Origin of the sequence: Micromonospora sp. WMMD987 (assembly GCF_029581435.1) — a bacterium.
GTDB lineage: Bacteria > Actinomycetota > Actinomycetes > Mycobacteriales > Micromonosporaceae > Micromonospora > Micromonospora rifamycinica.
Genome location: NZ_CP120861.1, coordinates 6,856,671 through 6,882,197, shown reverse-complemented (window position 1 = coordinate 6,882,197; position 25,527 = coordinate 6,856,671). Strand labels below are relative to the sequence as shown.

The 25,527-nt window shown below is 72.7% G+C and carries 21 protein-coding genes; 8 read left to right on the top strand and 13 right to left on the bottom strand.

Features of this window, described 5'->3' with window-relative positions:
* Positions 1-9: 9 nt before the first annotated feature.
* Entirely contained in the window at positions 10-945 is a 936-nt protein-coding gene (gene sigJ / locus O7612_RS29400) for an RNA polymerase sigma factor SigJ (protein ID WP_282269249.1), read from the top strand.
* A gap of 12 nt (positions 946-957) precedes the next feature.
* Here sigJ and O7612_RS29395 read toward each other — a convergent pair whose 3' ends face one another.
* From O7612_RS29395 to O7612_RS29380, 4 genes are all read right to left on the bottom strand, one after another.
* The gene (locus O7612_RS29395) at positions 958-1,203 is read right to left on the bottom strand and encodes a hypothetical protein (RefSeq protein WP_282269247.1); all 246 of its coding nucleotides are present in this window, start codon (positions 1,201-1,203) and stop codon (positions 958-960) included.
* A gap of 103 nt (positions 1,204-1,306) precedes the next feature.
* Positions 1,307-2,395, bottom strand: a complete 1,089-nt coding sequence (locus O7612_RS29390) for a hypothetical protein (RefSeq protein ID WP_282269245.1) — start codon at positions 2,393-2,395, stop codon at positions 1,307-1,309.
* A gap of 75 nt (positions 2,396-2,470) precedes the next feature.
* Positions 2,471-3,727: a ThiF family adenylyltransferase gene (locus O7612_RS29385; RefSeq protein WP_282269243.1), complete on the bottom strand. Its 1,257-nt coding sequence runs from the start codon at positions 3,725-3,727 to the stop codon at positions 2,471-2,473.
* Positions 3,724-3,900, bottom strand: a complete 177-nt coding sequence (locus O7612_RS29380) for a hypothetical protein (protein ID WP_282269241.1) — start codon at positions 3,898-3,900, stop codon at positions 3,724-3,726. Before O7612_RS29380 ends, O7612_RS29385 begins: the two co-directional genes overlap by 4 nt.
* A 217-nt stretch (positions 3,901-4,117) precedes the next feature.
* Between O7612_RS29380 and O7612_RS29375 the strand changes: the two genes are divergently transcribed.
* From O7612_RS29375 to O7612_RS29360, 4 genes are all read left to right on the top strand, one after another.
* Positions 4,118-5,176: a polysaccharide deacetylase family protein gene (locus tag O7612_RS29375; protein ID WP_282269239.1), complete on the top strand. Its 1,059-nt coding sequence runs from the start codon at positions 4,118-4,120 to the stop codon at positions 5,174-5,176.
* A gap of 173 nt (positions 5,177-5,349) precedes the next feature.
* A complete protein-coding gene (locus O7612_RS29370; RefSeq protein ID WP_282269237.1) occupies positions 5,350-7,359 on the top strand; it encodes a RiPP maturation radical SAM C-methyltransferase in 2,010 nt (669 codons plus the stop codon).
* Positions 7,350-8,414 (top strand): nucleotidyltransferase domain-containing protein, encoded by a 1,065-nt coding sequence (locus O7612_RS29365; protein ID WP_282269235.1) that lies wholly within the window; start codon positions 7,350-7,352, stop codon positions 8,412-8,414. Before O7612_RS29370 ends, O7612_RS29365 begins: the two co-directional genes overlap by 10 nt.
* Positions 8,411-10,594 (top strand): peptidylprolyl isomerase, encoded by a 2,184-nt coding sequence (locus O7612_RS29360; RefSeq protein WP_282269233.1) that lies wholly within the window; start codon positions 8,411-8,413, stop codon positions 10,592-10,594. The genes O7612_RS29365 and O7612_RS29360 overlap by 4 nt, the downstream gene beginning before the upstream one ends.
* Positions 10,595-10,710: 116 nt before the next feature.
* Here O7612_RS29360 and O7612_RS29355 read toward each other — a convergent pair whose 3' ends face one another.
* From O7612_RS29355 to O7612_RS29335, 5 genes are all read right to left on the bottom strand, one after another.
* Positions 10,711-11,511 (bottom strand): ABC transporter permease, encoded by an 801-nt coding sequence (locus O7612_RS29355; protein WP_282269231.1) that lies wholly within the window; start codon positions 11,509-11,511, stop codon positions 10,711-10,713.
* Entirely contained in the window at positions 11,498-12,277 is a 780-nt protein-coding gene (locus O7612_RS29350; RefSeq protein ID WP_282269229.1) for an ABC transporter permease, read from the bottom strand. The genes O7612_RS29355 and O7612_RS29350 overlap by 14 nt, the downstream gene beginning before the upstream one ends.
* On the bottom strand, positions 12,274-13,251 hold the full coding sequence (locus O7612_RS29345) for an ABC transporter ATP-binding protein (RefSeq protein ID WP_282269227.1): 978 nt from the start codon (positions 13,249-13,251) through the stop codon (positions 12,274-12,276). Before O7612_RS29345 ends, O7612_RS29350 begins: the two co-directional genes overlap by 4 nt.
* Entirely contained in the window at positions 13,248-15,065 is a 1,818-nt protein-coding gene (locus O7612_RS29340) for a putative PEP-binding protein (protein ID WP_282269225.1), read from the bottom strand. The genes O7612_RS29345 and O7612_RS29340 overlap by 4 nt, the downstream gene beginning before the upstream one ends.
* Positions 15,066-15,231: 166 nt before the next feature.
* A complete protein-coding gene (locus O7612_RS29335) occupies positions 15,232-15,384 on the bottom strand; it encodes a hypothetical protein (protein ID WP_282269223.1) in 153 nt (50 codons plus the stop codon).
* A 670-nt stretch (positions 15,385-16,054) separates the two neighbouring features.
* Between O7612_RS29335 and O7612_RS29330 the strand changes: the two genes are divergently transcribed.
* Entirely contained in the window at positions 16,055-17,473 is a 1,419-nt protein-coding gene (locus O7612_RS29330) for a ricin-type beta-trefoil lectin domain protein (protein WP_282269221.1), read from the top strand.
* A gap of 328 nt (positions 17,474-17,801) precedes the next feature.
* A complete protein-coding gene (locus tag O7612_RS29325) occupies positions 17,802-20,249 on the top strand; it encodes a low temperature requirement protein A (protein WP_282269219.1) in 2,448 nt (815 codons plus the stop codon).
* Positions 20,250-20,284: 35 nt separating this feature from the next.
* Here the strand turns inward: O7612_RS29325 and O7612_RS29320 are convergent, their stop codons facing one another.
* Entirely contained in the window at positions 20,285-21,487 is a 1,203-nt protein-coding gene (locus O7612_RS29320; protein WP_282269217.1) for a cellulose binding domain-containing protein, read from the bottom strand.
* A 444-nt stretch (positions 21,488-21,931) separates the two neighbouring features.
* Between O7612_RS29320 and O7612_RS29315 the strand changes: the two genes are divergently transcribed.
* Positions 21,932-22,960 carry a hypothetical protein gene (locus tag O7612_RS29315; protein WP_282269215.1) on the top strand — a complete coding sequence of 343 codons (1,029 nt, stop codon included), beginning with the start codon at positions 21,932-21,934 and terminating at the stop codon, positions 22,958-22,960.
* A gap of 105 nt (positions 22,961-23,065) precedes the next feature.
* Here the strand turns inward: O7612_RS29315 and O7612_RS29310 are convergent, their stop codons facing one another.
* From O7612_RS29310 to O7612_RS29300, 3 genes are read right to left on the bottom strand one after another with little or no spacing between them, the layout of a single operon-like run.
* Positions 23,066-23,530, bottom strand: a complete 465-nt coding sequence (locus O7612_RS29310) for a hypothetical protein (RefSeq protein WP_282269213.1) — start codon at positions 23,528-23,530, stop codon at positions 23,066-23,068.
* Complete coding sequence (locus O7612_RS29305; RefSeq protein ID WP_282269211.1) at positions 23,505-24,146, bottom strand: sigma-70 family RNA polymerase sigma factor; 642 nt, start codon at positions 24,144-24,146, stop codon at positions 23,505-23,507. Before O7612_RS29305 ends, O7612_RS29310 begins: the two co-directional genes overlap by 26 nt.
* 28 nt (positions 24,147-24,174) lie before the next feature.
* Positions 24,175-25,488, bottom strand: a complete 1,314-nt coding sequence (locus O7612_RS29300) for a S8 family serine peptidase (RefSeq protein ID WP_282269209.1) — start codon at positions 25,486-25,488, stop codon at positions 24,175-24,177.
* Positions 25,489-25,527: the final 39 nt, after the last annotated feature.

The window sequence follows — 25,527 nt, the reverse complement described above, 5'->3', positions numbered from 1 at the left end:
GGCGGCAGCATGACCAACCCCACCGGGACGGGGCTCGACTGGCCCGATCCGGCCCTCAGCGGACTCATGAGCGAGCGGGGCCGGCTCCTCGGTCTGGCGTACCGGCTGCTCGGTTCCCTCGCCGACGCCGAGGACGTCGTGCAGGAGACGTACGCCCGCTGGTACGCCCTGCCCCCGGCGCAGCGGGCGGCGATCCGGTCCCCCGGTGCCTGGCTGACCAGGGTCGCCGGTCGGATCTGCCTCGACCTGCTCGGCTCGGCCCGGGCGCGGCGGGAACGCTACGTGGGGGAGTGGATTCCGGAGCCGCTGCCCGACCGCGCGGACTGGCCCGACGACCGGGCCGGTGCCACCCCGGTCGACCCGGTCGACCGGGTGACCCTCGACGAGTCGATCAGCATGGCCTTCCTCGTCGTGCTGGAGTCGACCACCCCGGCCGAGCGGGTCGCGTTCATCCTGCACGACGTCTTCCGCTACTCCTTCGCCGAGGTGGCCGAGGTCGTCGGGCGTACCCCGGCGGCGTGCCGCCAGCTGGCCTCGTCGGCCCGCCGCCGGGTCCGGGCGTCCACGGCCTCCCCCGTGCCGGTCGCCCGTCAGGCCACTATCGTGCGGGCCTTCAAGCAGGCGTGGGAGGCCACCGACATCGACGCGCTCGTCGGCCTGCTGGCCCCCGACGCCACCGCGACCGGTGACGGTGGCGGGCTGGTCCGGGCCGAACTCCGTCCGGTCGAGGGCGCCGAGCGGATCGCCCGGTTCTTCGCCGGTCGGGCCGGCCCGGCCGCCGGTGTCACGATCCTGGAGCGCACGGTCAACGGTCGGCCCGGTCTGGTGGCGCAGCTGGGCGGCGGCGTCGGGGCGGTGCTGGCGTTCGACGTCGCGGGTGACCGGATCACCCGTATCTGGACGATCCTCAACCCCGAGAAGCTCCGTGCCTGGACGACAGTCTGACCTGCGCGTCGGTCACATGTGGGGCAGGAAGCTGTCGAGCGGGCGTCCCGTCCGCAGGTGACCCTCGTACGCCTCGAGCCAGATCCGTCCCTTCAACGCGACCAGATAGAGCGTGTTGTTCGGTACCCACAGGCTTTCCTTGAAGTGGCAGATCCTGGTGCGGTCGTCCCGCAGACCGAGGGTGTGCATCGACGCGCTCGCCTCGGTGATCCACCGGCCGGCGTGGTCGGTCAGCGGATACGGTGCCGTGACGACCATGTCGGGGCACCTGTTCGGAAAGGCCGCCGGGACGTGGATTCGCAGTGAGTAGTACCGCCCGGAGTTCGTGGTGACCGGCCCCTCGACGAAGGTCGACTCCGGATCAGTCGGGTTGAACCACGTCAGGGTCGGGAAGTAGTGCCCCAGGATCAGCCTCTCCTGTGCCAGCCGCTGCCGCTGGAGCGGGGTCCATGACATCGGTCCTCTCCTCACTGGTCGGGTTCGGGTGCGGGGTGCCGGCCGGGGAACCGTCCTCGATCACGCCCCCGCCGGTCAGGTCGCGTACCTCCCGGAGGAGGTCCTCCGGCCGGTCCGGCCGGTCCGGATCGACCGGCTCGCGCCCACCGTCGGGGAACACGAGTTCCGCCCGCCGGTCCGGGAAGCCGTCGGGAAAGGCCACCGCGTACCGTCCGCCGTCGGTGGCGAAGCGGTACGCCAGCTCACCGCTGTCGGCGTTGACGGTGATCGCCGTCGACGAGTACGCCCGCCGGCCGAGTTCGTCCAGCCGGAGCAGGAAGTCCCGCCCCCACCCGGTGGAGTACCAGGCCGTCGGCTCCGCGTGCCGGACCGGGGCGCGGGTCGTGCCCGGCACCACCCACCACGACCCCGCCCGGCGCGGGGTCGGCCGGGTCGCCCCCGCCTGCTCGGCGGTCGTCGAGATCGGACTCCGCCCGGGTAGCACCGACCAGCGCCCCCGGCGCGGCTCGGCACGGCCGGCCTCGAACAGGTAGGCGTGCAGCACCACCACCTCGCCGCCACGACGGGTGGAGCGGTCGCCGTGCCCGTCGGGGCGCCGCACGCCCTCCCCCGGCGGGACGTCGTCCGCGTCGCGGAGGGTGGCGATGCAGGTCAGGAAGCGCGGGAAGCCGGTTGTCCCCAGCGTCCGGTGGACCGTGGCCGCATCGCCGCCGCTGGGGCGTTCGAGGCCGATCCGGTGGTGCGAGTGCCAGTCGCCGATGTGTTGCAGCCCGTGGTCGTGCTGGAGTCGCCCGCCGCTGTCGCGGAGGTAGTCGACGTCCTGGAAGAACGCCGCGCTCTGGTGTCGGGCGCGCTGTCCCGGCCCGAGCACCACCTGGATCGCCGGTGACCCGGTGTGCGTCCAGAAACCGAAGAGGTTGCCGCCGGTCTCGATGTTCGGGTGGTCGAGCACCCAGGCCGCGACGTGGTCGAGGTCGGCTTCGTAGATCGTCACCCGGAAGTCGGTGTCGACGGCCGCCTGACGCGGTACGGAGGTGCGTGTGCGTCCCAATTCCTCGCCGCCTTTCCGCTAGCCGAAGAAGCCGGCCGCGTCGGGGACCGACGCGGGGTCCGGTACCTGGCACGCGCCGCAGTCGGCCCGCCGGCCGACGTTCGCGCCGTACCACCGCAGGACGGCCGGTTTGGTGAACTCGAACCCCATCCGCGGCCAGCCGGCGTAGACGCCTTCCCGACGGTTCGCCCAGACGTAGAAGTCCGCCCGCAGATCCTCGTCGAGGCTGTCGAGACCCCCGCCGGCCCCACGGGACAGCTCGACGAGTGCCAGCTTGACCATGAGGTTGGCGACCGGTGCGATGTCCGAGGCCAGCCCGACCTGGATCTGCTGCTCGAGGTCGCCCGGGTCGACGTACGCCTGGGCCTCCTCGCGCGCCTCGCTCATCCGTGAGTACTCCCGGGGCCGCTGGGCGAGGAACTGCGTGGTGTAGACGCAGGCGAGGCAGGGGCCGTCGAACGGACGGACCCGGAGCACCTCGCCGCCCGAGGCGCGGCTGAGCACCCGGCCGAAGACGGTCGGTATCCGCAGGTCCAGCGCGTACTGGTTGAGCATGAACCGGCTGCGGTCGCTGTCCGTCGCCGCCACCAGCAGGTCGACGCCGTGCACCGCCTGTTGGAGTGCCGGCACGTCCTCGACCACGTCGAGGTCGGCGGTGACCACGTCCAGGTCGGGATTCTTGCCGAGCACCAGGTCGCGGACCGCGTTGGTCTTGCGCCGGCCGAGGTCCCCGACCCCGCAGGCGTGCCGCGCGACGTTGCCGACCTCGATCCGGTCGCGGTCCACCAGCACCATGCGCCCGATCCCGGACTGGGCGAGGGCGACGGCGATGGCGGATCCGCCGCTTCCCAGCCCCACCACGGCGACCGACTTCCGGGCGAGCGCCGCGGTCGGGATGAGCCCCTTCGCGCGTACGTACATCTCCCCCTGGACGGGGACGAACTTCACGTCGATGTCCTGCGTTCCGCCGGCGTCGAGGACGATCCGGCCGTGGGTGGTGACGTCGTCCCCACTGACTCCGATGTCGACGACCAGCCGGGCCCCGGCGGGCATCGCCGTGTCCCGGACGGCCGGTCCGCGGTGCAGCCGGACGGTGGCCCGGCAGGGCTGCCCGGAGAAGTGGATGCGGGGCTGGTCCAGATAGACGTGGAAGACCTCGCCGCCGTCGATGGCCATGCCGAGTGCGTCGGCTTCGGTGTCCCCGGTCTGCTGGAACCGCCGGAACAGCTCGTTGACGTGCTCCTGGTAGAGGAACGCCGTCGGGTGCCCGTTCATCCGAAGTACCCGTCCGCCGCGGTGTTGGTGGCGACGACGTCGTCCGGGCTCGGGTTGCTGCTCACGCTGAGCTGACCGGTCCGCGGGTCGAACACCAGGTCCTGCGAAGGCCGCCCCTGGGTGATGTTGGTGAGTGTCTCCTGGATCTTCGCCGGCTGCCGACTCTCGTCCATGGCCGTGTCCTCTCCTCGTGCACCTGCCGGCGGTATCTGACGGACGGCCCGACTCGCTGCCCGGTCACCCCGGTCTCGATAATTCGGCTCCGAAACTTTCCGAAAGTCGTTGACGTTCTCGAAACGTCGCTGCAATACTCCGATTTCACAGCGCCATCAATGCATCTCGATGGATGTGCGCGTCGTCAGGTGTCACCGTCCCAAGGAGGACCTGCGCATGATCGCCAGAATCGGTGGCACCCGCCGCCCGTCCGTTCCCCGAGCATCGCGCCGCGCCGTCCGGTTGGCCGCCCTCGCCACCGCCGTGGCACTGGGCGCCGTCGGGCTCACGGTCGCCGCCACCCCGTCCAGCGCCGCCGCCTGCAACGGCTACGTCGGCCTCACCTTCGACGACGGGCCGACCGGCAGCACCGGCGCGCTGCTGTCCGTGCTGCGCAACAACAACGTCCGGGCGACCATGTTCAACGTCGGGCAGAACGTGCAGGGCAACCCGTCCGCCGCGCGGGCCCAGGTCGACGCCGGCATGTGGGTCGCCAACCACAGCTGGAACCACGCGCACATGACCTCGATGGGTCAGAGCCAGATGCAGTCGGACCTGTCCCAGACCAACGCGGCGATCCAGTCGGCCACCGGTGTCCGGCCGCAGCTGTTCCGCCCGCCCTACGGGGAGACCAACTCCACCCTCCAGTCGGTCGCCTCGTCGCTCGGCCTGCGCCAGGTGATCTGGGACGTCGACTCCCAGGACTGGAACGGTGCCAGCGTGGGCCAGATCGTCTCCAACGCCGGCCGTCTCCAGGCCGGCCAGGTGATCCTGATGCACGACGGCATCCAGAACACCCGCGACGCGATTCCGCAGATCATGGCCAACCTGAGCAGCCGCAACCTCTGCCCCGGCATGATCTCGCCGAGCACCGGCCGGGCGGTGGCCCCCGACGGCACCCCGCCGACCACCGGCACGCCGACCACCCCGCCCGGCACGCCGACCACCCCGCCGCCCGGCGGAGGGTGCACCGCGACGGCGACGTTCCCCAACGTCTGGGGCGACCGGTACAACACGTCGGTGACGGTCCAGGGGGCCGCCAACTGGACCGTGGTGGTGGCGGTGACCGCGCCGCAGCGGATCACCACCACCTGGAACGGCACCCCCAGCTGGGACGGCAGCGGCTACGTGATGACGATGCGTGCCAACGGCAGCGGCAACACCTTCGGCTTCACCACGATGATGAACGGCAACAGCGGCGCCAGGCCCCAGATCCGTTCCTGCACCACCGGCTGACCGCGGGTGGGTCCACCCGGGCCACCGGAACGGCCCGGGTGGAAGGTCGGCCGGCCCTCCCTGATGCGACGGGCTCCCGCATCCGGGGAGGGCCGGCGGACCGGGGTGGTGTCCGTCCGATTGATCGATAGGATTGCCTCTCGCGTTCATGCCGACGGCGGGGGCTGGTGTGTATGGCGATGGAACTGCTGCCGCTGGTGGCGGCGACGCCGGGGACGTCGGACCATCCGGAGCCCGAGCCGCCACCGGCCCGGTCACTGCGGGTCGCGCTGGTCAACATGCCGTGGGCGCGGGTCGACGCGCCGTCCATCCAGTGCGGGTTGCTCCAGTCCGTGGTCCGTGCCGCCGGGCACCGGTGCGACGTGCACTACCTCAACCTCGACTTCGCCGCCGAACTCGGGGCGCGGACGTACGGCGGGCTGGCGGGGCTCCCCAGCGAGCGGCTGCACCTGATCGGCGAATGGCTCTTCTCGTACGCCGCCTTCGGCGAGGTGCTGCCCGAGTCGGCCTACTACCAGGATTTTCCCGAGGTCGAGAAGCAGTGGGCCGAGCTGACCGGCGGGCACCTCGACGAGCTGACCGCGCTGCGCCGGGCGGTGATCCCGCGGTGGTTGCGGGAGTGCGTGCGTCGTATCGACTGGGCCGGGTACGACGTCGTCGGGTTCACCTCCACCTTCCTGCAGAACACGGCGTCGCTGGGGCTGGGCCGGATGCTGCGCGCGGAGCACCCCGACCTGGTGCAGGTGTACGGCGGCGCGAACTTCGACGGGGTGATGGGCGTCGAGTACGCGGCCACCCTGCCCTGGCTCGACTACGTGGTGACCGGTGAGGGCGACGTGGCGTTCCCCCGCCTGCTGGCGCAGCTGGCCGCCGCCGGGCATCCCGCCACGGCCCGCTGCCAGGTGCCCGGCGTGCTCGGTGCCGCCGACCCTGCCGGCCCCGCCGATCCTGCCGGCCCCGCCGGCCCCGCTGATCCTGGCGGCCCCGCTGATCCTGGCGGCCCCGCGCCGGTCCGCGACGCGCCCCGTACCCAGGACCTGGACCGGCTGCCCTTCCCCGACTACGCCGACTACTTCGCGGCGCTGGAGCGGCTCGACCGGGCGACGGTCCTCGGCGACGAACCGGTCAAGCTGCCCGTCGAGTTCGCCCGCGGCTGCTGGTGGGGGCAGAAGCACCACTGCACGTTCTGCGGGCTGAACGCACTCGGCATGGGCTACCGCTCCAAGAGCCCCGACCGCGCCATGTCGGAGCTGTCCGCGCTGCTCAGCGCCTACCCGGCGGTGCACGTCGAAGCGGTCGACAACATCCTCGACATGTCGTACCTCTCGTCGTTCTGCACCGCGCTCGCCGACCGCCGCTGGGACATCCACGTCTTCTTCGAGGTCAAGGCGAACCTCACCCGGGAGCAGCTGGCGGTGTTGCGCCGGGCGGGGATCCTGACCATCCAGCCGGGCATCGAGAGCCTCAGCAGCCACGTGCTCAAGCTGATGCGCAAGGGCTCCACCATGCTGCTGAACGTCCGCCTGTTGAAGTGGGCCCGCTACCACGGGATCCGGGTGGCCTGGAACCTGCTGACCGGGTTCCCCGGCGAGACCGACGAGAACTACCGCGAGCAGGTCGAGCTGATCCCGCTGCTGTACCACCTGCACCCGCCGGACGGGTGCGGCCGGTTGTGGCTGGAACGTTTCAGCCCGTACTTCACCGATCCCTCGTTCCCGATCTCGGACGTCCGGCCACGGTCGAGCTACCGGCACATCTACCCGGACTCCCTCGACCACTCGCGGATCGCCTACTTCTTCGACTACAAGGCGGAGGGGACCGGCAGCGACGAGGCGTTCGAGGCGCTGTCCGCCGCGACCCGACGGTGGCGGCGGCGCTGGGCGCGGGACCGGCCGTCCCTGATCTACCAGCGGTTGCCGGGGCGGCTGGTGCTGGTCGACACCCGTGGCGAGCAGCCCCGCCGGGCCGTCCTGTCCGGCTGGCAGGCCGAGGCGTACGAGCTGTGCGGGGACCGGCCGCACTCGGCCGACCGGGTACGGACCGGGCTGGTGGCCGCCGGGCACCGGGTCACCACCGCCGAGGTCGGCGCCCTGCTGGACCGGTGCTGCCGCTCCGGTGTGATGGTGTCCGAGGACGGCCACTACCTCTCCCTGGCGATCCCGGAGAACCCCGGATGGTGGTGACGGCGTCCGAACGGCTCGCGCTGGCCCGCGAGGTGGCCGCGCGGCTGGCGGCCCGGCCGGGGGTGACGAGCGTCTTCCTCACCGGCAGCATGACCGTGGGGCTGGGCAACCGGACCTCCGACGTGGACGTCTACCTCGTCGGGCCGGACGTCGAGGCGGGTCGGGAGCAGGTCTTCGCCGGCCCGGTACGCATCGACGTGCACCGGCTGTCCACCCGGCTGCTGGAGACGGCGGTCCGGCGGGTGGTGGGGGCGACCCTGCGCAGCGACGACGGCGCGGACGTGGTCGCCCGGCGGGACGTCACCACCGCGCTGCGGCTGCACCTCGGGGAGGTCGTGCGGGACGGTGGAGCGGACGCCCTCCGGGAGACCCTCGGTGGGCACGGGGCCACCCTCCGCCAGCTGATGATCACCCGATGGCTCGACCTGGCCCACTACGGGCAGGAGGACCTGGCCGGGTTGGTCGACACGCCCGAGGACGACGACAGCGCGGTGATGACGGCCCGGCTGCTGCTGCGTACCGCCGGCAAGGCCCTCGCCGCGGCCTGCGGCGACCTGTTCCCCGGTGAGAAGTGGGTCTGGCGGCAGCTCGACCGGTCGGCGCCGGCCGGCTTCCCCCACGACCACTTCCGTCACCTGCTGCGCGCCGACCCGTCGGCCGCCGGCCCGGACCCGGTGCGCCTGTCCGACCTGCGCGGGTTCGCCCAGACCTGCCTCGCCGCCACGGCCACCCTCGGCTGGCACGGGGTGCCGATGGTCCACCAGCCGCGCTGGCGCGGCGGCGACGGGCCGTTGCGGCGAGTGCCGGAGCTGTCCGTGCGCGCCTACCGCGACGGGGTGGTGCTCACCTCCCCGGAGAGCCGCCGGGTCCGGTTGAGCCACGAGGCGGCGCTGGTCTGGGCGCTGTGTGACGGTGTCGACGAGTCGACGGTGCGGGACGACGTGGAACGGCTGCGCCCGGTGCACGCCGTCGCCCGTCGGTCGGCACCCGGACGGGTGCCCGTGCTCGTCGCCGGACTGGCGGCCGCAGGTCTGATCCACGGGGTGACGGCATGAAGGTGACCTACGCCCGCAGCGACACCCTCGACCTCTTCCTGGCCCTGCACCGCGAGCTGGCCGGTCGCTGCTCGTGGGAGGTGTGCCTGCTGCCCCGGCCGGTCGAGCCGGCGGTCGCCGCGTTGCGGGACGGGCTGCGGGGGTGGCGGGCGGACGGCGTGCCGATCCCGCCGGCCGCCCTGGTCGCACCGGACGGGCCGGCGGCCACCGACGCGGCGACCCGGACGGTGCTGGCCGCCATGGACGCGGCCCGGCCCCGGCTCGCGCCGGCGATCGCCGCCTTCGCCGAACGCCGTGCCCTCGCCGAGGTCGACCTCGACCAGCGGCTCTGCCTTTCCACGGTGGGCGGGGCACTGGCCTCGGCCATGGGGGTCGCCGGGGAGACACTGGAGCTACCGGTCCACCTGGTGCCGTTCGCGCCGTACCCGCCCTCGGTGGGGCTGCTCCTCGACGGTTCCCGGGTGGCCGGCGCTTACCTGGACTTCCGGCGGTACGTCGGCGCGACCCTGGCGGACGCGACGCTGACCCAGCTGGGCTGGGCGCTGTTGCGCAGCGAGCACGGTCCGGGCCACCTGCTGGGCCGGTTGCGGGCGCTGCTGCCCGGCACCGGGCCGTACCAGCGGCAGTTGCGGTTGCTGCTGACCAAGACGGTGGTGGAGCTGACCGCCGGGTACCTCGTCCGGACCACGGACCCGGAACACCGCCCGTGCGTGGAGGTGCTCGGCACGGCGTGGCGGTTCCCCCGCCTCTACGACCTGGTCCGCCGCCACTGGACGCCCTACCTGGACGGCCACCGGGACCGGGAGGCGGCGCTGGCCGCTATCGCCGCGGAGGCCGCCGCGTACGCCCCCCGGTGGTACACGGAGAACATCGACGGCGCGTCCCTGGCAGCCGACTTCTACCTGCTGGAGTGGTTGGCGGCGCAGGGCGACGCGGCGGCGGCCGAGCGGCTGGCCCGTTGGGCTCCCGAACTCAGCGCCGACTTCGCCGGTCAGCTCGACCTCATCATCGGCACCGAACTCGGCCACTACGAGTGCGCCCGTCCCGACGTGCTCGCCCCGGACCTCGCCGGTTTCCTGGCCCGGGTCAACCGTGGTGACAGCCGGGTGGCGTGGTGGCGGACCCGCCGTGACCTCGGCGAGATCCCCGCCCTGGACCTCGCGGTGGACGCGTTCGCCGGGCCGGGTGTCGAGTACGGCGGCGAGGCGTGGGCGCCGATCGCCGCGATGCTCCGGCGGTACGCCGCCGGTGAGCTGCCCGCCCGGGTCTTCATCGACCAGTGCTTCACCCTGCAACACAACAACGGCTGCCTCTTCGACAAGTACTTCGAGGCCGAGCACCTGTTGCCGGTGCTCGAAGCACAGGCCGCCGGTGACCTGGCGACCCTGGCCCGGCACGCGTCCGCCGAGGTGCGCCGCCGTTGGCAGCGCCACCGGTACACGATCGAGCGCGGGTACTCCCCGCAGTGGCTGGGTGACGACCGGGCGGTCGACCTGCCGCCGCCGGCCCGGCCGCGTACCGGCCGGCTCACCCTCGGTGCCCCGCCGCCGGGCTTCCTCGGCTGCGGATCCGCCGAGGAGGCCGAACGGCTGGCCGCGTCGCCCGCGGACGCCACCGCGGCCGTCCGCGCCCGGACCTGGCAGTTCCGTCGGCCGTGGCCGGCGGTGCCGCGCCGGTACGCCACCGCGACCGCCGTCCTGCACACCGGGCTGGGCGACGTGCGGCTGGACCTGTGGCCGACGGTGGTGCCGCACACCGTCGACAACTTCGTCGCGCTCGCCCGTGGGGCGCGGAGCTGGCGGGATCCGGTCACCGGCGGGCGACGCGACGACCCGTTCTACGACGGCGTCCTGTTCCACCGCCGGGTGCCGGGGTTCGTGATCGAGGCCGGTGACCGCTCCGGCACCGGCCAGGGTGGTCCGGGCTACCGGATCCCCGACGAGGTGCAGGCCGACCAGGTCTTCGACCGGCCGTTCCTGGTGGCGATGGCGAACAACGGCCGGGACAGCGCCGGCTCCCGGTTCTTCGTCACCCTGGCGGCGGCGCGGCACCTGGACGGCGGGTTCGTGCAGTTCGGTGCGGTGGCCGACGACGGCTCGCGGGCCGTGGTGACGGCGATCGCCGGGGCGTCCGAGCCGGTCCGGCTGCTCCGGGTGACGATCGACGCGACGCCCGCCTGAGGTGACCCGGCCCGGTGCCGCCGCTCAGGCCAAGTCGTCATGCCTGTGCCGTTGCTCAGGCGACGTTCGTCGTGCCTGTGCCGCCGCTCAGGCCAAGTCATCGTGCCTGCCGTTGCTCAGGCGAAGTCGTCGTGCCCGTGCCGGTGCGCCCGGCGGATCTGCACGGCGACGACGACGGCGGTCGCGCCCAGCCAGCCGACCCCCACGACGGCCTCGGCCACCACCTGCGACAGCCACGGGTCGCCGCGCAGCCAGGAGTGCATCGCGGCGAGCCCGTGCCGACCCGGCAGGAACGCTCCGACGACGTCCAGCACCGGCACCCGCCCCGGCGGCAGGAACGCCCCGCTGCACAGCATCACCAGGTAGCCCATCAGGTTGCTGGCCAGCGTCTCGGCCCGCCGACCCACGACGAAGGCGGCGGCGGCCAGGCCCGCCGCGGTCGCGGTGAAGGAGACCAGCAGGTAGACGAACGCCATCGGGGCGAGCCGCAGCGCCAGCTCACCGACCCCGGCGACGGGGGCCACCACGACGGCGGCGACGAGGGTCACGCCGAAACCGGCGAGCGGGTACGGCAGCGACCGGGCGACGAAGAGGACCGTCGGGTGCAGTCGTCCGGTGCGCAGCCGCCAGAACGTGGCGGAGTCCTTGTCGGCCACCGGCACCTGGGAGACGTACAGGATGTTGGTCATCGCGAGCGCCAGCACCAGCCCGCCGACGTAGGCGAACTCCTGGTGCCGGCTGCCCGCGACGACGCCGCCGAGCAGGGTGAAGAAGAGCGTCTGCAACACCACGCGGGGCAGGATGCTGCCGCCGAGCACACCCGGCGGGTTCATGGCGAGGAACTCGCGCCAGCCGAAGCGGACGGCTTCGCCGAGTCGCCACGACAGCGGGGCGTCGGAAAGGCTAGACGAGCTCAAGGGTTCCCCTCCGGCGGCCGGCATCGACGGCGACGCGCAGGCAGGCGACCGCCGCGACCAGGTAGACCACGGTCAGCGCCACCGCCACCGTCAGCGGCGCGGTGCGCACCGCGCCGGAGCTGAGGCCGACCACGAACTCGTGGACCCAGTGCAGGCTGAGCAGCGTCGGCACCCAGCGCAGCCACTGCGGCAGCGCGTCCGGGGGGATCAGCAGCCCACCCAGGATGAAGACCGGATAGATCAACGCGCCGGACCAGGCCAACCCGTGCCGGGTGACCAGGAACAGACAGGCGAGCAGCATGCCCAGCGCGGTGCCGGAGGCGACGACGACGAGCAGCGCGACCAGCAGCCACAGTGGATGCGGCACGGCGACCCGCAGCCGGAGCAGCACGATCACCACGGCCGCGCTGGCGAGGATCCCGGCGGTGCTGGTGAGCGTCGCGCCGAGGCTCCGGCCGAAGAGCACCAGGCTGGGGGAGAACTGGCTGGTGACGCTGCGGGCCAGGGTGCCGTAGCCGCGTTCGCGCCGCAGCACGCCACCGGCCGTCCACACCGTGGCGCTCCAGATCGCGGTCAGCACCACGGCGGAGACGACCACACTCGCCCGGTCGGCGGTGAGCCGGCGGGTACCGGCCACGATGGCCAGCAGGGCTACCGGCTGCACGACCGAGACGACGACCACCATCGGCCGGGTACGCATGCCCTGCTGCTCGGCGCGCAGCGCCGTCCAGACCACCCAGGCGGCGGTGACCAGGCGCTCGTTCACCGCGCACCCGTCGGGGTGGACCCGTCGGCCGACAGGCGGTCCATGACGGTGGCGTAGACGTCCTCCAGGCGTACCGGGGCGACGTCCACCGCCAGCACGTCGAGGCCGGTGAGCGCGGCACCGAGCCGGTCGAAGGTCCCGCTGCCCCATTCCGGCACCCGCAGGCGTACGGTCCAGACCCCGCCCTGCTCCTCGACGTCGTCGAGCGCCGTCCCGGACGTGGCGAGATGCTGCGGCACCGGCCCGCGCCCCCGGACCGTGACCGTGGCGGCGAACCCCGCCGAACGGGCGAACTCGGCCGCCGTGGTGTCCATCGTCACCGTTCCCCGGGACAGGATCAGCACCCGGTCCGCCAACCGCTCGATGTCGAGCAGGTAGTGGCTGGTCAGCAGGATCGACACCCCGGTGTCGCGCAACCGCGCGACGGTCCCGCGCAACCGTTCGGCCTCGACCGGGTCCAGGCCGACCGTCGGCTCGTCGAGCAGCAGCAGACGCGGCTCCGCGACCAGCCCCAGCGCGATGTGCAGTCGCTGGCGCATGCCCTTCGAGTAGGTCTCCACCGGGCGGCGGGCGGCCTCGGCGAGCCCGACGTCGGCCAGGGCACCGTCCACCTTGTCGCGGATGGTCCCCCGCCCGACCCCGGCGAGCATCGCGAAGTAGCGCAGGTTCTCCCGCCCGGACAGCGCCCCGTAGAAACCCCGGTCGCCGCCGAACACCACCCCGGTCAGCCGTCGTACCGTGCGCAGCTCCCGCCGGACGTCGTGGCCGAAGATCCGGGCGCTGCCCGTGCTGGGCTCCAGCAGGGTGGCCAGGATCTTGGTCAGGGTCGTCTTCCCGGCACCGTTGCTGCCCAGGAGCCCCAGGATCTGCCCCTCGGCGACCTGGAAGGAGACGTCCCGCAACGCGGTCACCTGGTCCCGGCCCCGGCCGAAGACCCGTCCCACGCCGGTCACCTCGACCGCCGGTGCGCTCATCGCCCCTCCGTCCCTCGCTCCATGGCGACCGTCACCTGCCCGACGGTCAGCCGGGCCACGGGCAGGCGGGCGGGGGAGCACGACACGTAGTGCGCTCCCAGCCCGACCAGCAGCCGGACGGCCGCCGGGTCGAGCGCGTGCTCGCCGCAGATACCGACGCCGATGTCCGGCCTCACCCTACAAGCGGCGGTGACAGCGTGCCGGACGAGCTCGCCGACCCCGTCGTCGTCCCAGCGGACCGTCGGCGACTCGTCGACCAGGCCGAGATCCCGGTAGCGGGGGAGCAGCTCCCGCTCGGCGTCGTCCCGGCACAGCCCCCAGCCGAGCGCGGTCAGGTCGTTGCTGCCGATGGAGAGGAAGTCGGCCCGCCGCGCCAGCTCACCGGCGACGAGCGCGGCGCGCGGTGTCTCGATCATCGCCCCGACCGGCATGCTTTCCGTGCCGGTTGCGCCGCACCGCTCGTACGCCTCGGCCAGCCGGTCGCGGACCAGGTCCAGTTCGGCCGGCACGGTCACCATCGGCACCAGCAGTTCGGGCCGGGGGTCGCCACCGTCCCGCCGGACCAGCCGGGCCGCCTCGACCAGCGCGGTCAGTTGCGCCGCCAGCAGCCGTGGATCGAGGACGCCCAACCGGATTCCCCGGACGCCGAGCATCGGGTTGGTCTCGTGTAACCGACGGGCGGCGGCGAGCGTCACCGGGTCGGGTCCGGTCCCGCCGCCGACCCGCGCCTCGGCGGCGGCGATCTCGAGCCGGGTCAGGTCGGGGAGGAACTCGTGCCGGGGCGGGTCGAGCAGCCGGATCGCCACCGGCAGCCCGTCCATGGCCCGCAGCATGGCGACGAAGTCGTCCCGCAGCACGTCCCGCAGGCGGTCGAGGGCCTCGGACGTCTCGGCGCTGCCGGTGCCGGTCAGCACCCTCGCCAGGAGCGGCTGCCGTGCACCGAGCAGCATGTGCTCGATCCGGCAGAGCCCGATGCCGGTGGCGCCCGCCCGCCTGCCGGCTTCCGCGTCGGCGGGCGAGTCGGCGTTGACCCGGACGGCGAGGCGGGCGTGCCGGTCCGCCACGGCGAGGATTCTGCTGACCGCCGGTCCGGTGTGGTCGGTGCGGCCGGTCGGCGTGGTCGGCGGGTCACCCCGGTGGACGGTGCCGGTGGAGCCGTCGACGGTCACCCGGTCACCGGGCCGGACCGGCTCCCCGCCGTCGGGGAGCAGGCAGGGTTCGTCCGGGTCGACCCGGGCGTCGCGTAGCGCGGTCACGCAGACCCGGCCGAGTCCCCGGGTGACCACGGCCGCGTGCGAGGTGTCGCCGCCCTGTTCGGTGACCACGGCGGCGGCGGCGAGCAGGCCGGGCAGGTCCTGCGGCCTGGTGACGGGAAGGATCAGCACGGGGTCGGCACCGCCCCGGCGGGCGGCCACCGCGGCGTCGGCGCTGAAGACGGCGACGCCGCCGGCCACGCCCGGCGCGACACCCCGGCCGTGGCAGAGCACCGGGAGGCCGGTGACCCGGCCGGCGGGTGCCAGCACCCGGGCCAGGTCCGCCGCGCCGATCATGCCGAGGGCGTCCCGTCCGGTGAGCGTCCCGTCGTCGAGCAGCGCCGTGACGTGGGACAGCAGCGCGGCGCCACGGAGTACGAGCGGGGTCACGGCGACGACCCTGAGCCGGTGCGCCCGGACGGTGAACTCGACGCGTACCGGTTGGCCGGCATCGCGCCGGGAGGACTCCACCACCGCGGCGAGCTCCGCGCCCCACGGCTGTCCGGCGGCGGTCGCGGCGAGGTCCCTGCCCCCGTGCCGGAGCAGGTGGGCGCCCGTCACGCCGAACTGGAACCGACCCGAGAGCCCGGGTCGCCCCGTGACCGGATCGCACGAATAGGCCAGACCACTGCCGGAATCGGTGATCAGCCTGCGTCTCCCGTCGTGGACGTGGAGACTCCGGCGAGTGGGACACCCGCCGGATCCCCCGTGATCGGGTGCGTGGTCGTCAGCCCCGGACCGCGTCGACGTGGACGCCGAACAGGTACGTCCGGTCCGCCACCTTGATGGCCTCCTCGTTGCTGATCGGGGCGAAGTCCAGCTCCGCCAGATCCTCCTGGATGTCCTGCGGGAGCGCGTTCTCGCGCGTGTCGTTCGTCATATCGGCGACGATACATGCGCCCGGACACCCCGGCGACCCCGGAGAACCGCCCGGGACGGTTCCGGGCCGGTGTCGGAACATTTCCCGGGACGGCCCGGACAGTAGGTCGGATCGCTGCTCGGGGGGCTTCCGGACGGGTGCCTGAATCTGTTGCTCCGGGCCGATTCCGTCGTCCTGCCGGCGGTTGTCGCGGCATTGTCCCGAATGGCGAGGGACATATCGATGTGAACCACACTGGTTGGGTTTCACCGTGGTGGTCCCGGCGCTTCCGGCCGGTCGACGGCGGGCGGCTGGTCGAAACTATCGGGCCGACTGCCCGAAACTACCGGTTGAAAACCCCGGGCCGGTCTGTCAGTGTAGTAATACATCGATGAGTGTGAACGTTAACACGATCTTGTCGACCCTGGAGGCGTCTCATGCCCGTCGGGACGACCCGCACGGGTCCGTGCCCGGCCACCGGCCCGGAGCACGCGTGGACGCCGCCGGCCAGGCCCGGGAGCGACCCGCTCGCCGGCCGGGCCGCGCCCTGAACTCCGGCGACGACCGATGCCCCGCCTATCCCGGCCGGTCCCGCCGACCCGGCCCCGACCGGACGACACCCGCGGGCGGACCCGACACCGGGCCGGAGCGTCCGGACCCACCCACCACCCACCACCAGGAGGTACCGACAGTGCGAGGACAGGCATACCACCCTCCGCCCCCGGGGCGCACCCACGCCGGCCGGGTGTTCCCCGGCCTGCGGGGACGGCTGGTCAAGCTGGCCGCGGCCGGGATCGCCGCCGCCGTCGGCCTGCTCACCATGACGGTGGCGACCGGATCGGCGTCGGCTGCCGACAACCCGTACCAGCGGGGGCCGGACCCCACCCGGAGCAGCGTCGCAGCCGTGAACGGCCCCTTCGCCAACACCTCGGTCGCCGTCCCGACCGGGTACGGCTTCAACGGCGGCCGGATCTACTACCCGACCGACACCAGCCAGGGCACCTTCGGCGCCATCGCGATCTCGCCGGGGTACACCGCGCTGTTCTCCGTCGAGCTGGCCTGGATGGGTCCGTGGCTGGCCTCTCACGGCTTCGTCGTGATCGGCATCGAGACCAACAGCCGCAACGACTTCGACACCGCCCGGGGCACCCAGTTGCTCGCCGCGCTGGACTACCTGACCCAGCAGAGCCCGGTACGTGACCGGGTCGACCCCAACCGGCTGTCGGTCGCCGGTCACTCCATGGGCGGCGGTGGGGCGCTGAGCGCCGCCATCCGGCGCTCGTCGTTGAAGGCCGTGGTCGGCATCGCGCCGTACTCGCCGTCGTCGAACCTGGCCAACGACCGGGTGCCCACGATGGTCTTCGCCGGGCAGGCGGACACGGTGGTCACCCCGTCCTACGCCACCGGCCTGTACAACAGCCTCCCGGCCTCCACCGAGAGCGCCTACCTGGAGGTCGCGGGCGCCGACCACGGATTCATGGTCGGCCGGTCGAACCCGGTGCTGATCCGGACCATGCTGCCGTTCCTCAAGATGTTCGTCGACAACGACGCCCGGTACAGCCAGTTCCTCTGCCCGCTGGCGGACAACAGCGGCGTGGTCAGCTACCGCAGCACGTGCCCGCTGCTGCCGACCACGCCGACCACCCCGCCGCCGACCCCGTCGGACACCCCGCCGCCGACCCCCACCGGCACCCCGACCACGCCGCCGACCACCGGCCCGCCCGGCACCGCCAGCCTGGTCGTCGGTGCGCAGTCCGGTCGGTGCCTGGACGTGCCCAACGCCTCCCGCGCCAACGGCACCCGGGTCCAGCTCTGGGACTGCAACCGGCAGGCCAACCAGCAGTGGACGTACACCTCGACCAAGCAGCTACGGGTGTACGGCGACATGTGTCTGGACGCGGCGGGCTCCGGCAACGGCGCGGCGGTCCAGATCTACGGCTGCCACAGTCAGTCGAACCAGCAGTGGAACGTCAACGCCAACGGCACCATCAGCAGCGTGCAGTCCGGGCGGTGCCTGGACGTCTGGAGCACGGCCAACGGCGCGCAGGTCCAGCTCTACGACTGCCACGGGCAGACCAACCAGCGGTTCACCCTCACGCCCGTCGCCTGACGGCAGGCCCGGGCCGGGCGGGTCGTCCCGCTGGTCCGCCCGGAACCCGACCCGACGACTCGGGCCGTGCCGGTGCCTCCCGGACCACCGGGAGGCACCGGCACGGGAGTTTTATGGGGGCGTCCGTGAATGCCCGGCCGCCCCCGCCAGCCAGCCGGTGCCGTGCGACACGCCGCCCCATCCGGTGCCGTGCCCCCGCGGGGACCTCCGGGGTGGCCCCGGCACCACCGGGAGCAGCTCGGGGCGGTGTCGACGCCCGGCCGGCGTGTTCCGCGGCGCTAATCGAGGTTGGCGGGACAAGCCGTGTCCGGTTTGCGAGGCTTAGCGGGTGCGGAGGGACGATCCCGCGCCCCACCCGACCGCCGGGGGGCGGCGTCTGGTGGCCCGTGACCCCGGGGCCATCGGCGATGTGAGCTGGGTCGAGCTTTTCGTCGACCTGCTCTTCGTGTTCGCGTTCCTGGCCGTCACCACGCTGATGGGCGAGCATTTCAGCCCGCTCGGGCTGCTCCAGGGCGTGCTCGTGATCCTCCTGCTCTGGCACTGCTGGACGCCGTGTGTCTGGCTCGGCAACGTGGTGCACCTCGACCGGGGGATCATGCCCCCGGTCATGCTCGGCATCGCCGCTGCCCTGCTGGTGATCGGGGTCGCGATTCCCGAGGCGTTCACCGACCGGCCGGGCGGTCTGCCCGGCCCACTGGTGCTGATCTGTGGGTATCTGCTGATCCGGGCGACCGCCATGGTCGTCCTCACGTTCGTCAGTCACCGGGGCGAGGGTGGTCGGCGGTCGGTGGTCGTCGCGTGGTTGATCTTCATCGCCGGCGGGCTGGTGCTGCTCGCCTCCGCCGTGGTGCCGCCCCTGCTCCCGGCGACGGTCGACGCCGCCCTGGTGCAGGTGGCGCTGTTCGCGGGCGCCCTTTTGATCGACTCTCTCATCCTCGTGGTGGCCAGCAGGGGCGGCTGGCGGGTCGTCTCGCCGTGGCATCTGGCCGAACGGCACGCCCTGGTCGTGCTCATCGCGCTCGGCGAGACGATCATCTCGATCGGTGCCAGCGAAGGGCTCGGGGTGGACCGCCCGGTGACCCTCCAACTGGCCGTCGGGGCCGTGCTGGGCATCATCGTGGTCTTCGCGCTGTGGTGGAGCTACTTCGACCTGGCCAAGGTGATCATCGAGCGTGCGTTGAACGCCAGCGCCGGGAAGGACCGGGCCCGGGTCGGGCGCGACGTCTACAGCGGGCTGCACCTGCCCATGATCGGTGGGTTGATCTTCTTCGCGCTGGGGCTCAAGCACCTCAACACGCACGAATCATCGCAGAGCGGGCACCCGTGGCCCTCGGCCGGCACCACCATCCTGTACGGCGGCGTGCTGCTCTACCTCGGAGCGCTCGTCGCGGTGGAGTGGCGGGCGGTCCGGCTGCTAGGCCGGGGTCCACTGGTCGGGGTGGCGATGCTGCTGGTCCTGCTCCCGGTGGTCGCCCACATCTCCGAGGCGCAGGCACTGGTGGTGCTGGTCGTCGCCGCCTGCGCGATGGTGGCGCTGGACAACACCGCCTTCCGGCGGCGACACCGCCAACTCCACGAGGCGGTCGAGTCGGACCACCTCCACGTCGGGTCGGTCGACCCCCGGGAACTCTTCGTCGACCTCGTGTTCGTGTACGCCTTCATCGAGGTCACCGCGGTGATGAACCGCTTTCCGACGCTGCTCGGGCTGGCCCAGGGCATGATCCTGCTGGCGCTGCTCTGGTGGGCCTGGACGTCGTACACCTGGCTGGCCAACGCGGTCCGGCGCGACAGTACGGTGCTGCGGCTGAGCACCGCGGGGATCATGACGGCGGTGCTGCTGATCGGGCTGGCGATCCCTCAGGCGTTCGTCCCGCTCCCGGGCAGCCTGCCCGGACCACTGCTGGTCATCGGGTTCTACTTCTTCATCCTGCTGATGCAGGGTCTGATCTTCAGGCAGATCGTCCACGAGAATCCCCAACTGCGGGGCGGCCGCGACCGCTTCGCCGCCACCGCCGCCACCGTGGTCACCCTGGTGATCCTGGCGGCGATCGCCGTCATCGAGGTGGCCGGCCCCGAACGGGTGAGCCGCCATCCGGCCATGACGCTGCTCTGGGCCGTCGCACTGGTCGTGCAGTACGTCGGCGGTTACCGGGCCGGTGAGCGGCTGTGGCAGATCCGTGTGGTCCGGCACTGGGCCGACCGGCACGCCCTGGTCATCCTGATCGCCTTCGGCGAGGCGGTCCTCTCCATCGGCGTCTCCATCGACGACGAGCCGATCTCCGCTCCCACGCTGGTCGTCGTCGTCGCGACCGTGGTGGCCCTCGGCACCCTGTGGTGGAGCTACTTCACCGGCATCGACGCGGCCAGGATCGCGCTCGCGGCCGCCATGGGAGACCACCGGGTAGGCGTCGCCCGGGACGCCTACACCTACCTGCACCTGCCGATGGTGGCCGGGATCGTGCTGGTCGCCTACGGCCTCCATCAGACCCTGGCTGCCTCCCAGGACCGGCACAGCGCCCTGCTGGGCCACTACACGCTGTTCCTCGGCGTGGCGTTGTACCTGGTCGGCAACCAGTTGTTCTGGCTGCGGGTCTTCCGGACCGTCAGCCGGCACCGGCTCATCGGCGCGGGGGTGGTCGCCGTGCTCGCGCCGCTGACCGTGCCGCTGCCGTCCGTGGTCTCCCTGTTGCTGCTGACCGTGCTCGGCGTCGTCTTCGCCGTCGTCGAGGCGGTGCAGCAGGGCGACCCGCGTACCCGGCTGCCGGTCCGGACGTGACCCGGGGCTCGTCGGTTCCGCCCGGCGGTGCGCTCTCAGCCGACGGTGCAGGGTCGGCCGTTGAGCACGAAACCGGTCGGTGGCGCGTTGCTGGCGGTCCATCTCCCCTGCATGCCGAAGCTCGCTGAGCCGTTCGCCGCGAGGACGCGGTTCCAGTCGAGGTTGCCGGCCGTCACCGTGGCACCGCTCTGGTCGACCGTGGCGTTCCAGGCGGAGGTGACCTGCTGGTCGCCCCCGAAGCCGAAGGTGAGCGTCCAGCCGTCGACCGGCGTGGCCGCGACGTTCTGGACCGTGACGACGGCGACGAACCCGCCCTGCCACTCGGACTGGTTCTGGTAGGTCACCCGGCAGGTGGACGGCGGCGGGGTGGGCGGGGTGGGTGTCGTGGGCGTCGTCGGCGCGGTGACGGTGTTGGAGGCGATCGACACGTTGCCCGCCGCGTCCCGGGCCCGCACGTAGAACAGGTTGCGCAGCGGCGTTGACGTCGGGAGCGTGACGGTGTACGTGGTCACCGGCACGGTGGCGACCACGACCGAGGTGAACCAGCCGTCGAAGCGGTAGACGTTGTAGCCGCGTACGCCGACGTCGTCGGTCGACGGCGACCAGGTGAGCGTCGCGGTCGAGTCGGTCACGTCGCCGATGGTGAGGTTCTGCGGGGCGGACGGTGGGGTGGTGTCCGGCCCGGTGTCGGTCACCGGGGTGACCACGGTCAGCGCGTCCGACGAGGTGGAACGGTGGCCGACGCTGTCCCGGGCGGAGACCCGGAACGAGTACTGCCGGCCCGCGGCGATGTAGTTGCTGATCGTGGTGGTGGTGACGTTCCCGACGCTGGCCGACATGACGACGTCGTCGAAGGCCATGTAGTACGTGATGTCGTAGCCGACGATGGCGCAGCAGCCGGGCGTCGCGGCGGTCCAGGTGAGGGTGACCGATCCCGTCCGCACCTGACTGGCGGTGACGTTCGTGGGTGCCCCCGGCGGGAAGGGCGAGGTGTTCGGCGTGGTGGGCGGTGCGGTCGGGGCCGGTGGCGTGGCCCCGGTCTGACCCGGGACGGGTGCCGCGACGGCTGCGGGCACGGGGTGCCCGACCTCCGCCACCCGACCGGGTGCCGTGGTGCCCGCACCGGCGGCCGGAACGGCGGTCGGCCCGACACCGAGCACCGCGATCGACGAGACGACGGCGGCCACCAGGCCGGGCAGCACGCGACGGAACGGCGGGGACGAGGGGACGCCAACCATGGCTCAACGATGCGTTAAAACATTGATACACGCCAACGTGTCTCACTCCTCGGTCGGCAGGGGGATCTCCCCCGCGGGCCGGATCCGGATCTCGGCGGGTCGGGTCCGCATCCCGGTGGGCCAGGGGGGATTCCACCGACACCATGCCACTGACCGTGTGCTGGCTGGCCTCCACGACGCACTCCCATCCGTCGGTCCGGACGGGAGGTGACGTGTGGTGGATCTCCAGTCGCACCCGGACGGGGCCGTGAAAGGTGCCGGTCGCGGTGGACCCGGCCCAAGTCATCGAAGTGTGTCTCTTTTGCCGGTCCTGGCGTCATCTGCGGGCAGCCCCGGCTGCGGTATTTCCCGGAGCAGCCCCGGCTCTTGCTCTACGTCATCGCGCCGACACGGTATGGAAACCCGCCGGACTCGGCGTCCCCCGTCGATGGGAGAGCACCTGTCATGGGCACAAGAGGAACACGGATCCGCCGCTCCACGCTGGCCGTCCTCACGGGCGCGGCGCTGGCCGGCCTGCTGGCGGTCACCGCGGCCGGTGCGGCACCCCGGCAGGCACCGCAGGAGAGGGCCGCCGCGGCGGCCCGTACCGACGTCTACCTCAAGGACGTCGCCGCCGACACCGGCATCCAGCCGCACTCGTACAGTCCGCTGTGGGCCAGCCCCGACATCAAGGTCTGCCCGACGGCGGTGGAGTGCTCGGTCAGCCAGAACCCGAGGGTCGGGGTCACCAACTACCTCTTCCTGAAGGTGCGCAACAACGGCCCGTACGGCTCGGGCATCGACAACGGGGTCCTGCGGGTCTACCGGACGACCCCGGGCGGCGGTGCCACCTGGCCGACGCACTGGACCCAGATCGGCGCGGTCAGCGTGCCCGTCTACCCGGGCGTGACCACGGTGACCATCCCGTGGACCGGGGTGCCCGGACCGGGCCACTTCTGCCTGCTGGCACGCTGGGTGTCGCCCACCGACCCGATGACCTTCGAGGGTCCGAGCACCAGCGTCAACACGCAGTACAACAACAACATCGCCTGGCGCAACGTCGACTCGGTCCGGGTCGTCTCGGGCGGGCCACGGGTGGTCCGGCCGTTCGCCATCGGCAACGTGACCGCCGTGGAGACCAAGAACGACCTGGTCTTCACCCAGGCGGCGGCGCAGGTGCAGGGGGCCCGGGTCTTCGTCGACCTCGGCCCGACCCTGTTCGAGCGCTGGCAGGCCACCGGCAAGGTCGGCACGGGGATCCGTCAGGTCGGCAAGACCGAGCTGGAGATCGTGGAGCCGGCACGGGCCAGCATCAGCGGGCTGGCGTTGAAGCCTGGTGAGCGCCTCGAGTTCTCCCTGGCCTTCTCGGCCGACACCGACCTCGCCAGGGGTGCCGCGCTCAACGTGACCCAGTTCGGGCCGGACGCCGACGGGACGGAACGGGCCGACCTCGGTGGGGTGCAGTACCTGCTGGAGTCCGAGCAGCGGGGCTAGCGCGATCGTCAGTACCCGGGTGGGGCGTGGGCCGACCGGTCCGCGCCCCACCCGCGTCCTCAGGGCCGGGGCGGACCGGCCACGCGACCGACCCGGCAGCGACGGTCAGCGCAGACAGACCCAGGCGGTGGAGACCGCGTACCCGACGGTGCGGGCGCACAACTGGACCGGACCCGGCGGCGGCACGCCCAGCGAAAAGAAACCCACCGCGTCCACCGGCGCCTCGTCGTAGGTGCCGGCGGCGGTCCGGGCGCTCACCCGTCCACCGCTGGAGGGGGAGAGCTGCCCGACGATCCCGGCGTCGCTCACCTCGATCTCCACCTCCACCGACCCGCTGCGGAAGGAGAGCGTCCGGGTCGACGCGGCGGACCGGGTCATGCCGACCAGTTCGGCGTCCACCGCGGAGTCGAACGTCAGCTCGGCGACGGCCAGCTCGGAATCCACCGTACGCCAGGTGAACGCCGCCAACGCCGCGCTCAGGTACGCCTCCGAGACCGGACCGGTGTCCCACAGCGCAGCGCCCAGCTCCGTCGTCAGTGCCTCGTCATCGACCGGCGGCCACGGCTCCATCCGGCTCACCCCCGTTCGTACCGATGACTGACGCTCCGAGGAACTCGACGATCGCCGGGCATTCCCGCAGCCTACGCAGGCAACGGGCCTGCGTGGGGCCGATGCTGCCGAGCGGGATGCCCAACCGGGCGGCGACCTCCCGGTAGCTCACCGGCGGATCGGCCGTCAGCAGCGCCAGCAGCGCCTGGCAGCGGGGCGGCAGCTGCACGAAGCCCGCCCGCAACACCTGCCGCCGTTCCGCGCGCAGCAACTCGTCGTCCGGGGCGGGAGCGATCGTGGCCAGCTCCCGGGAGAAGCCGTGGTAGGACTCCAGCGAATCGTCGTACGGGTCGACGGGCTGGGACCGACGGCTCAGCCGGGACACCCGGTAGCACTCGCGCCGGGTCGTGGTGACCAGCCAGCCCGGCAGCGCCTCGGGTTCCCGGACCCGGCCGAGCTGCTCGACCAGCCGGAGCCAGACGGTCTGGTTGACGTCGGCCGCGTCAGCCCGACCGAGGTCGTAGGCGCGGATGACCGAGTACACGAGCGGGGTGTACCGGCGCACCAGCTCGGCCCAGGCCGCCTCGTCGCCACCGGCGGCGGCGGCGATCAGGCTCGTCACGCTGGCGTCGGTCACCGGGCCACCGCCCGACCGCTGACGCGGCTCATCCGACGAGCACCCCGTAGTCGGGATGCCAGCGGGGAGCCGCGAGCAGGGCGGTGCGGGCCTCGGCGGCACTGAGCCCCCCGGCGGTCATCAGGGCGGCCAGCCGCCCGGAGACGTGCCCGGTGGCGAACGACGTGCCGGCCCAGACGGCGAACCCGTGGAACTGCCGCACGGGGCGGCCGGGCAGGGCCAGCTGACCTTCAACGTACGTGCTGTGGCGCTCACCGATGGCACAGGCGTCCACCCAGGGGCCGAAGCAGCTGTCGACCGCCGGCACCAACCCACCGGTCGTCTGGCTGACCGCCGCGACCGCCACCACCCGGTCCAGCGCGGCGGGCCAGACCGGACGGCTGGTGCCCGCATTGCCCGCCGCCGCGACCACGGCGCTCGTCGCCGGTAGCGCGGCCAGTGCGTTGGCCAGCGGCAGTGAGGGCTGGTCGTCCAGGGTGTACCCACCCAGCGAGAGGTTGAACACGGAGACCTGCGGCGCGAGCCGGCCCAGCGCGGCCACCACGGTCGACTCGTCCCCCACCCCGGTCGGATTGAGCGCCTGCTCCGGGTCGACGCGTACCCCCGGTGCGGCCTGGCGGACCAGCCCGGCGACGAAGGTGCCGTGCCCGCCCTGCGGGGCGAGCACGTCGGTGTGCAGGTAGAGCGGGTCCTCGTCGTCGGCCTGCGGCAGGTATGCGCCGCCCAGCCACTGGGGGTGCCAGGCGCCGGCCTGCCGCCAGATGCCGGTGTCGCAGATTCCCACGGTGACGCCCGCGCCCTGGTCGAGCCGGGTCGGGTCGGGGGGCGGCAGCGCCGCGGCGGCGCGGGGTGGCGTGCCCGGGTTTCCCATGATGTTGCCCAGGCCGATCAGCACGTGGTGCGGCTGGACCGCCGGCACCGGTTGGCCGGGCCACTGGCGCGGGTCACGCAGTTTCGTCACCAGGCCGGGGATGTCGGTCTCCCGGTCGAACAACAACCGGGTGACACCGGCGAAGCCGGCGCTGACGGTCACCGGGTGGTTCTGGTTGCGCAACCAGGTGGTGACCCGCTTGACGTCAGCGTCGGCGGCGAGCAGTTGGCGGGGCCGGTAGAGGATCTCCCGCCCTGGTGGGGTGTACCGGCGGACGTTCTGGTCGGCCGCCAGCGCCGCCTCGAACGCCTGCTGGTAGGCGCTGGCGTCGGAATCGCCACCGAGGGCCGGGGCCGGGCGCGGCACGACGCCGAACGGGGCCGCCGCCGCCAGCGCCGACAGCGCCAGGACCCGCCGCCGGGACAGCCGGCCGCCCGGCTCCGGCACGGTAGGGTGGTCGGACGGCGGCACGGATCCTCCATGCTCTAGAGAGAAGCGTGCCCACCGATG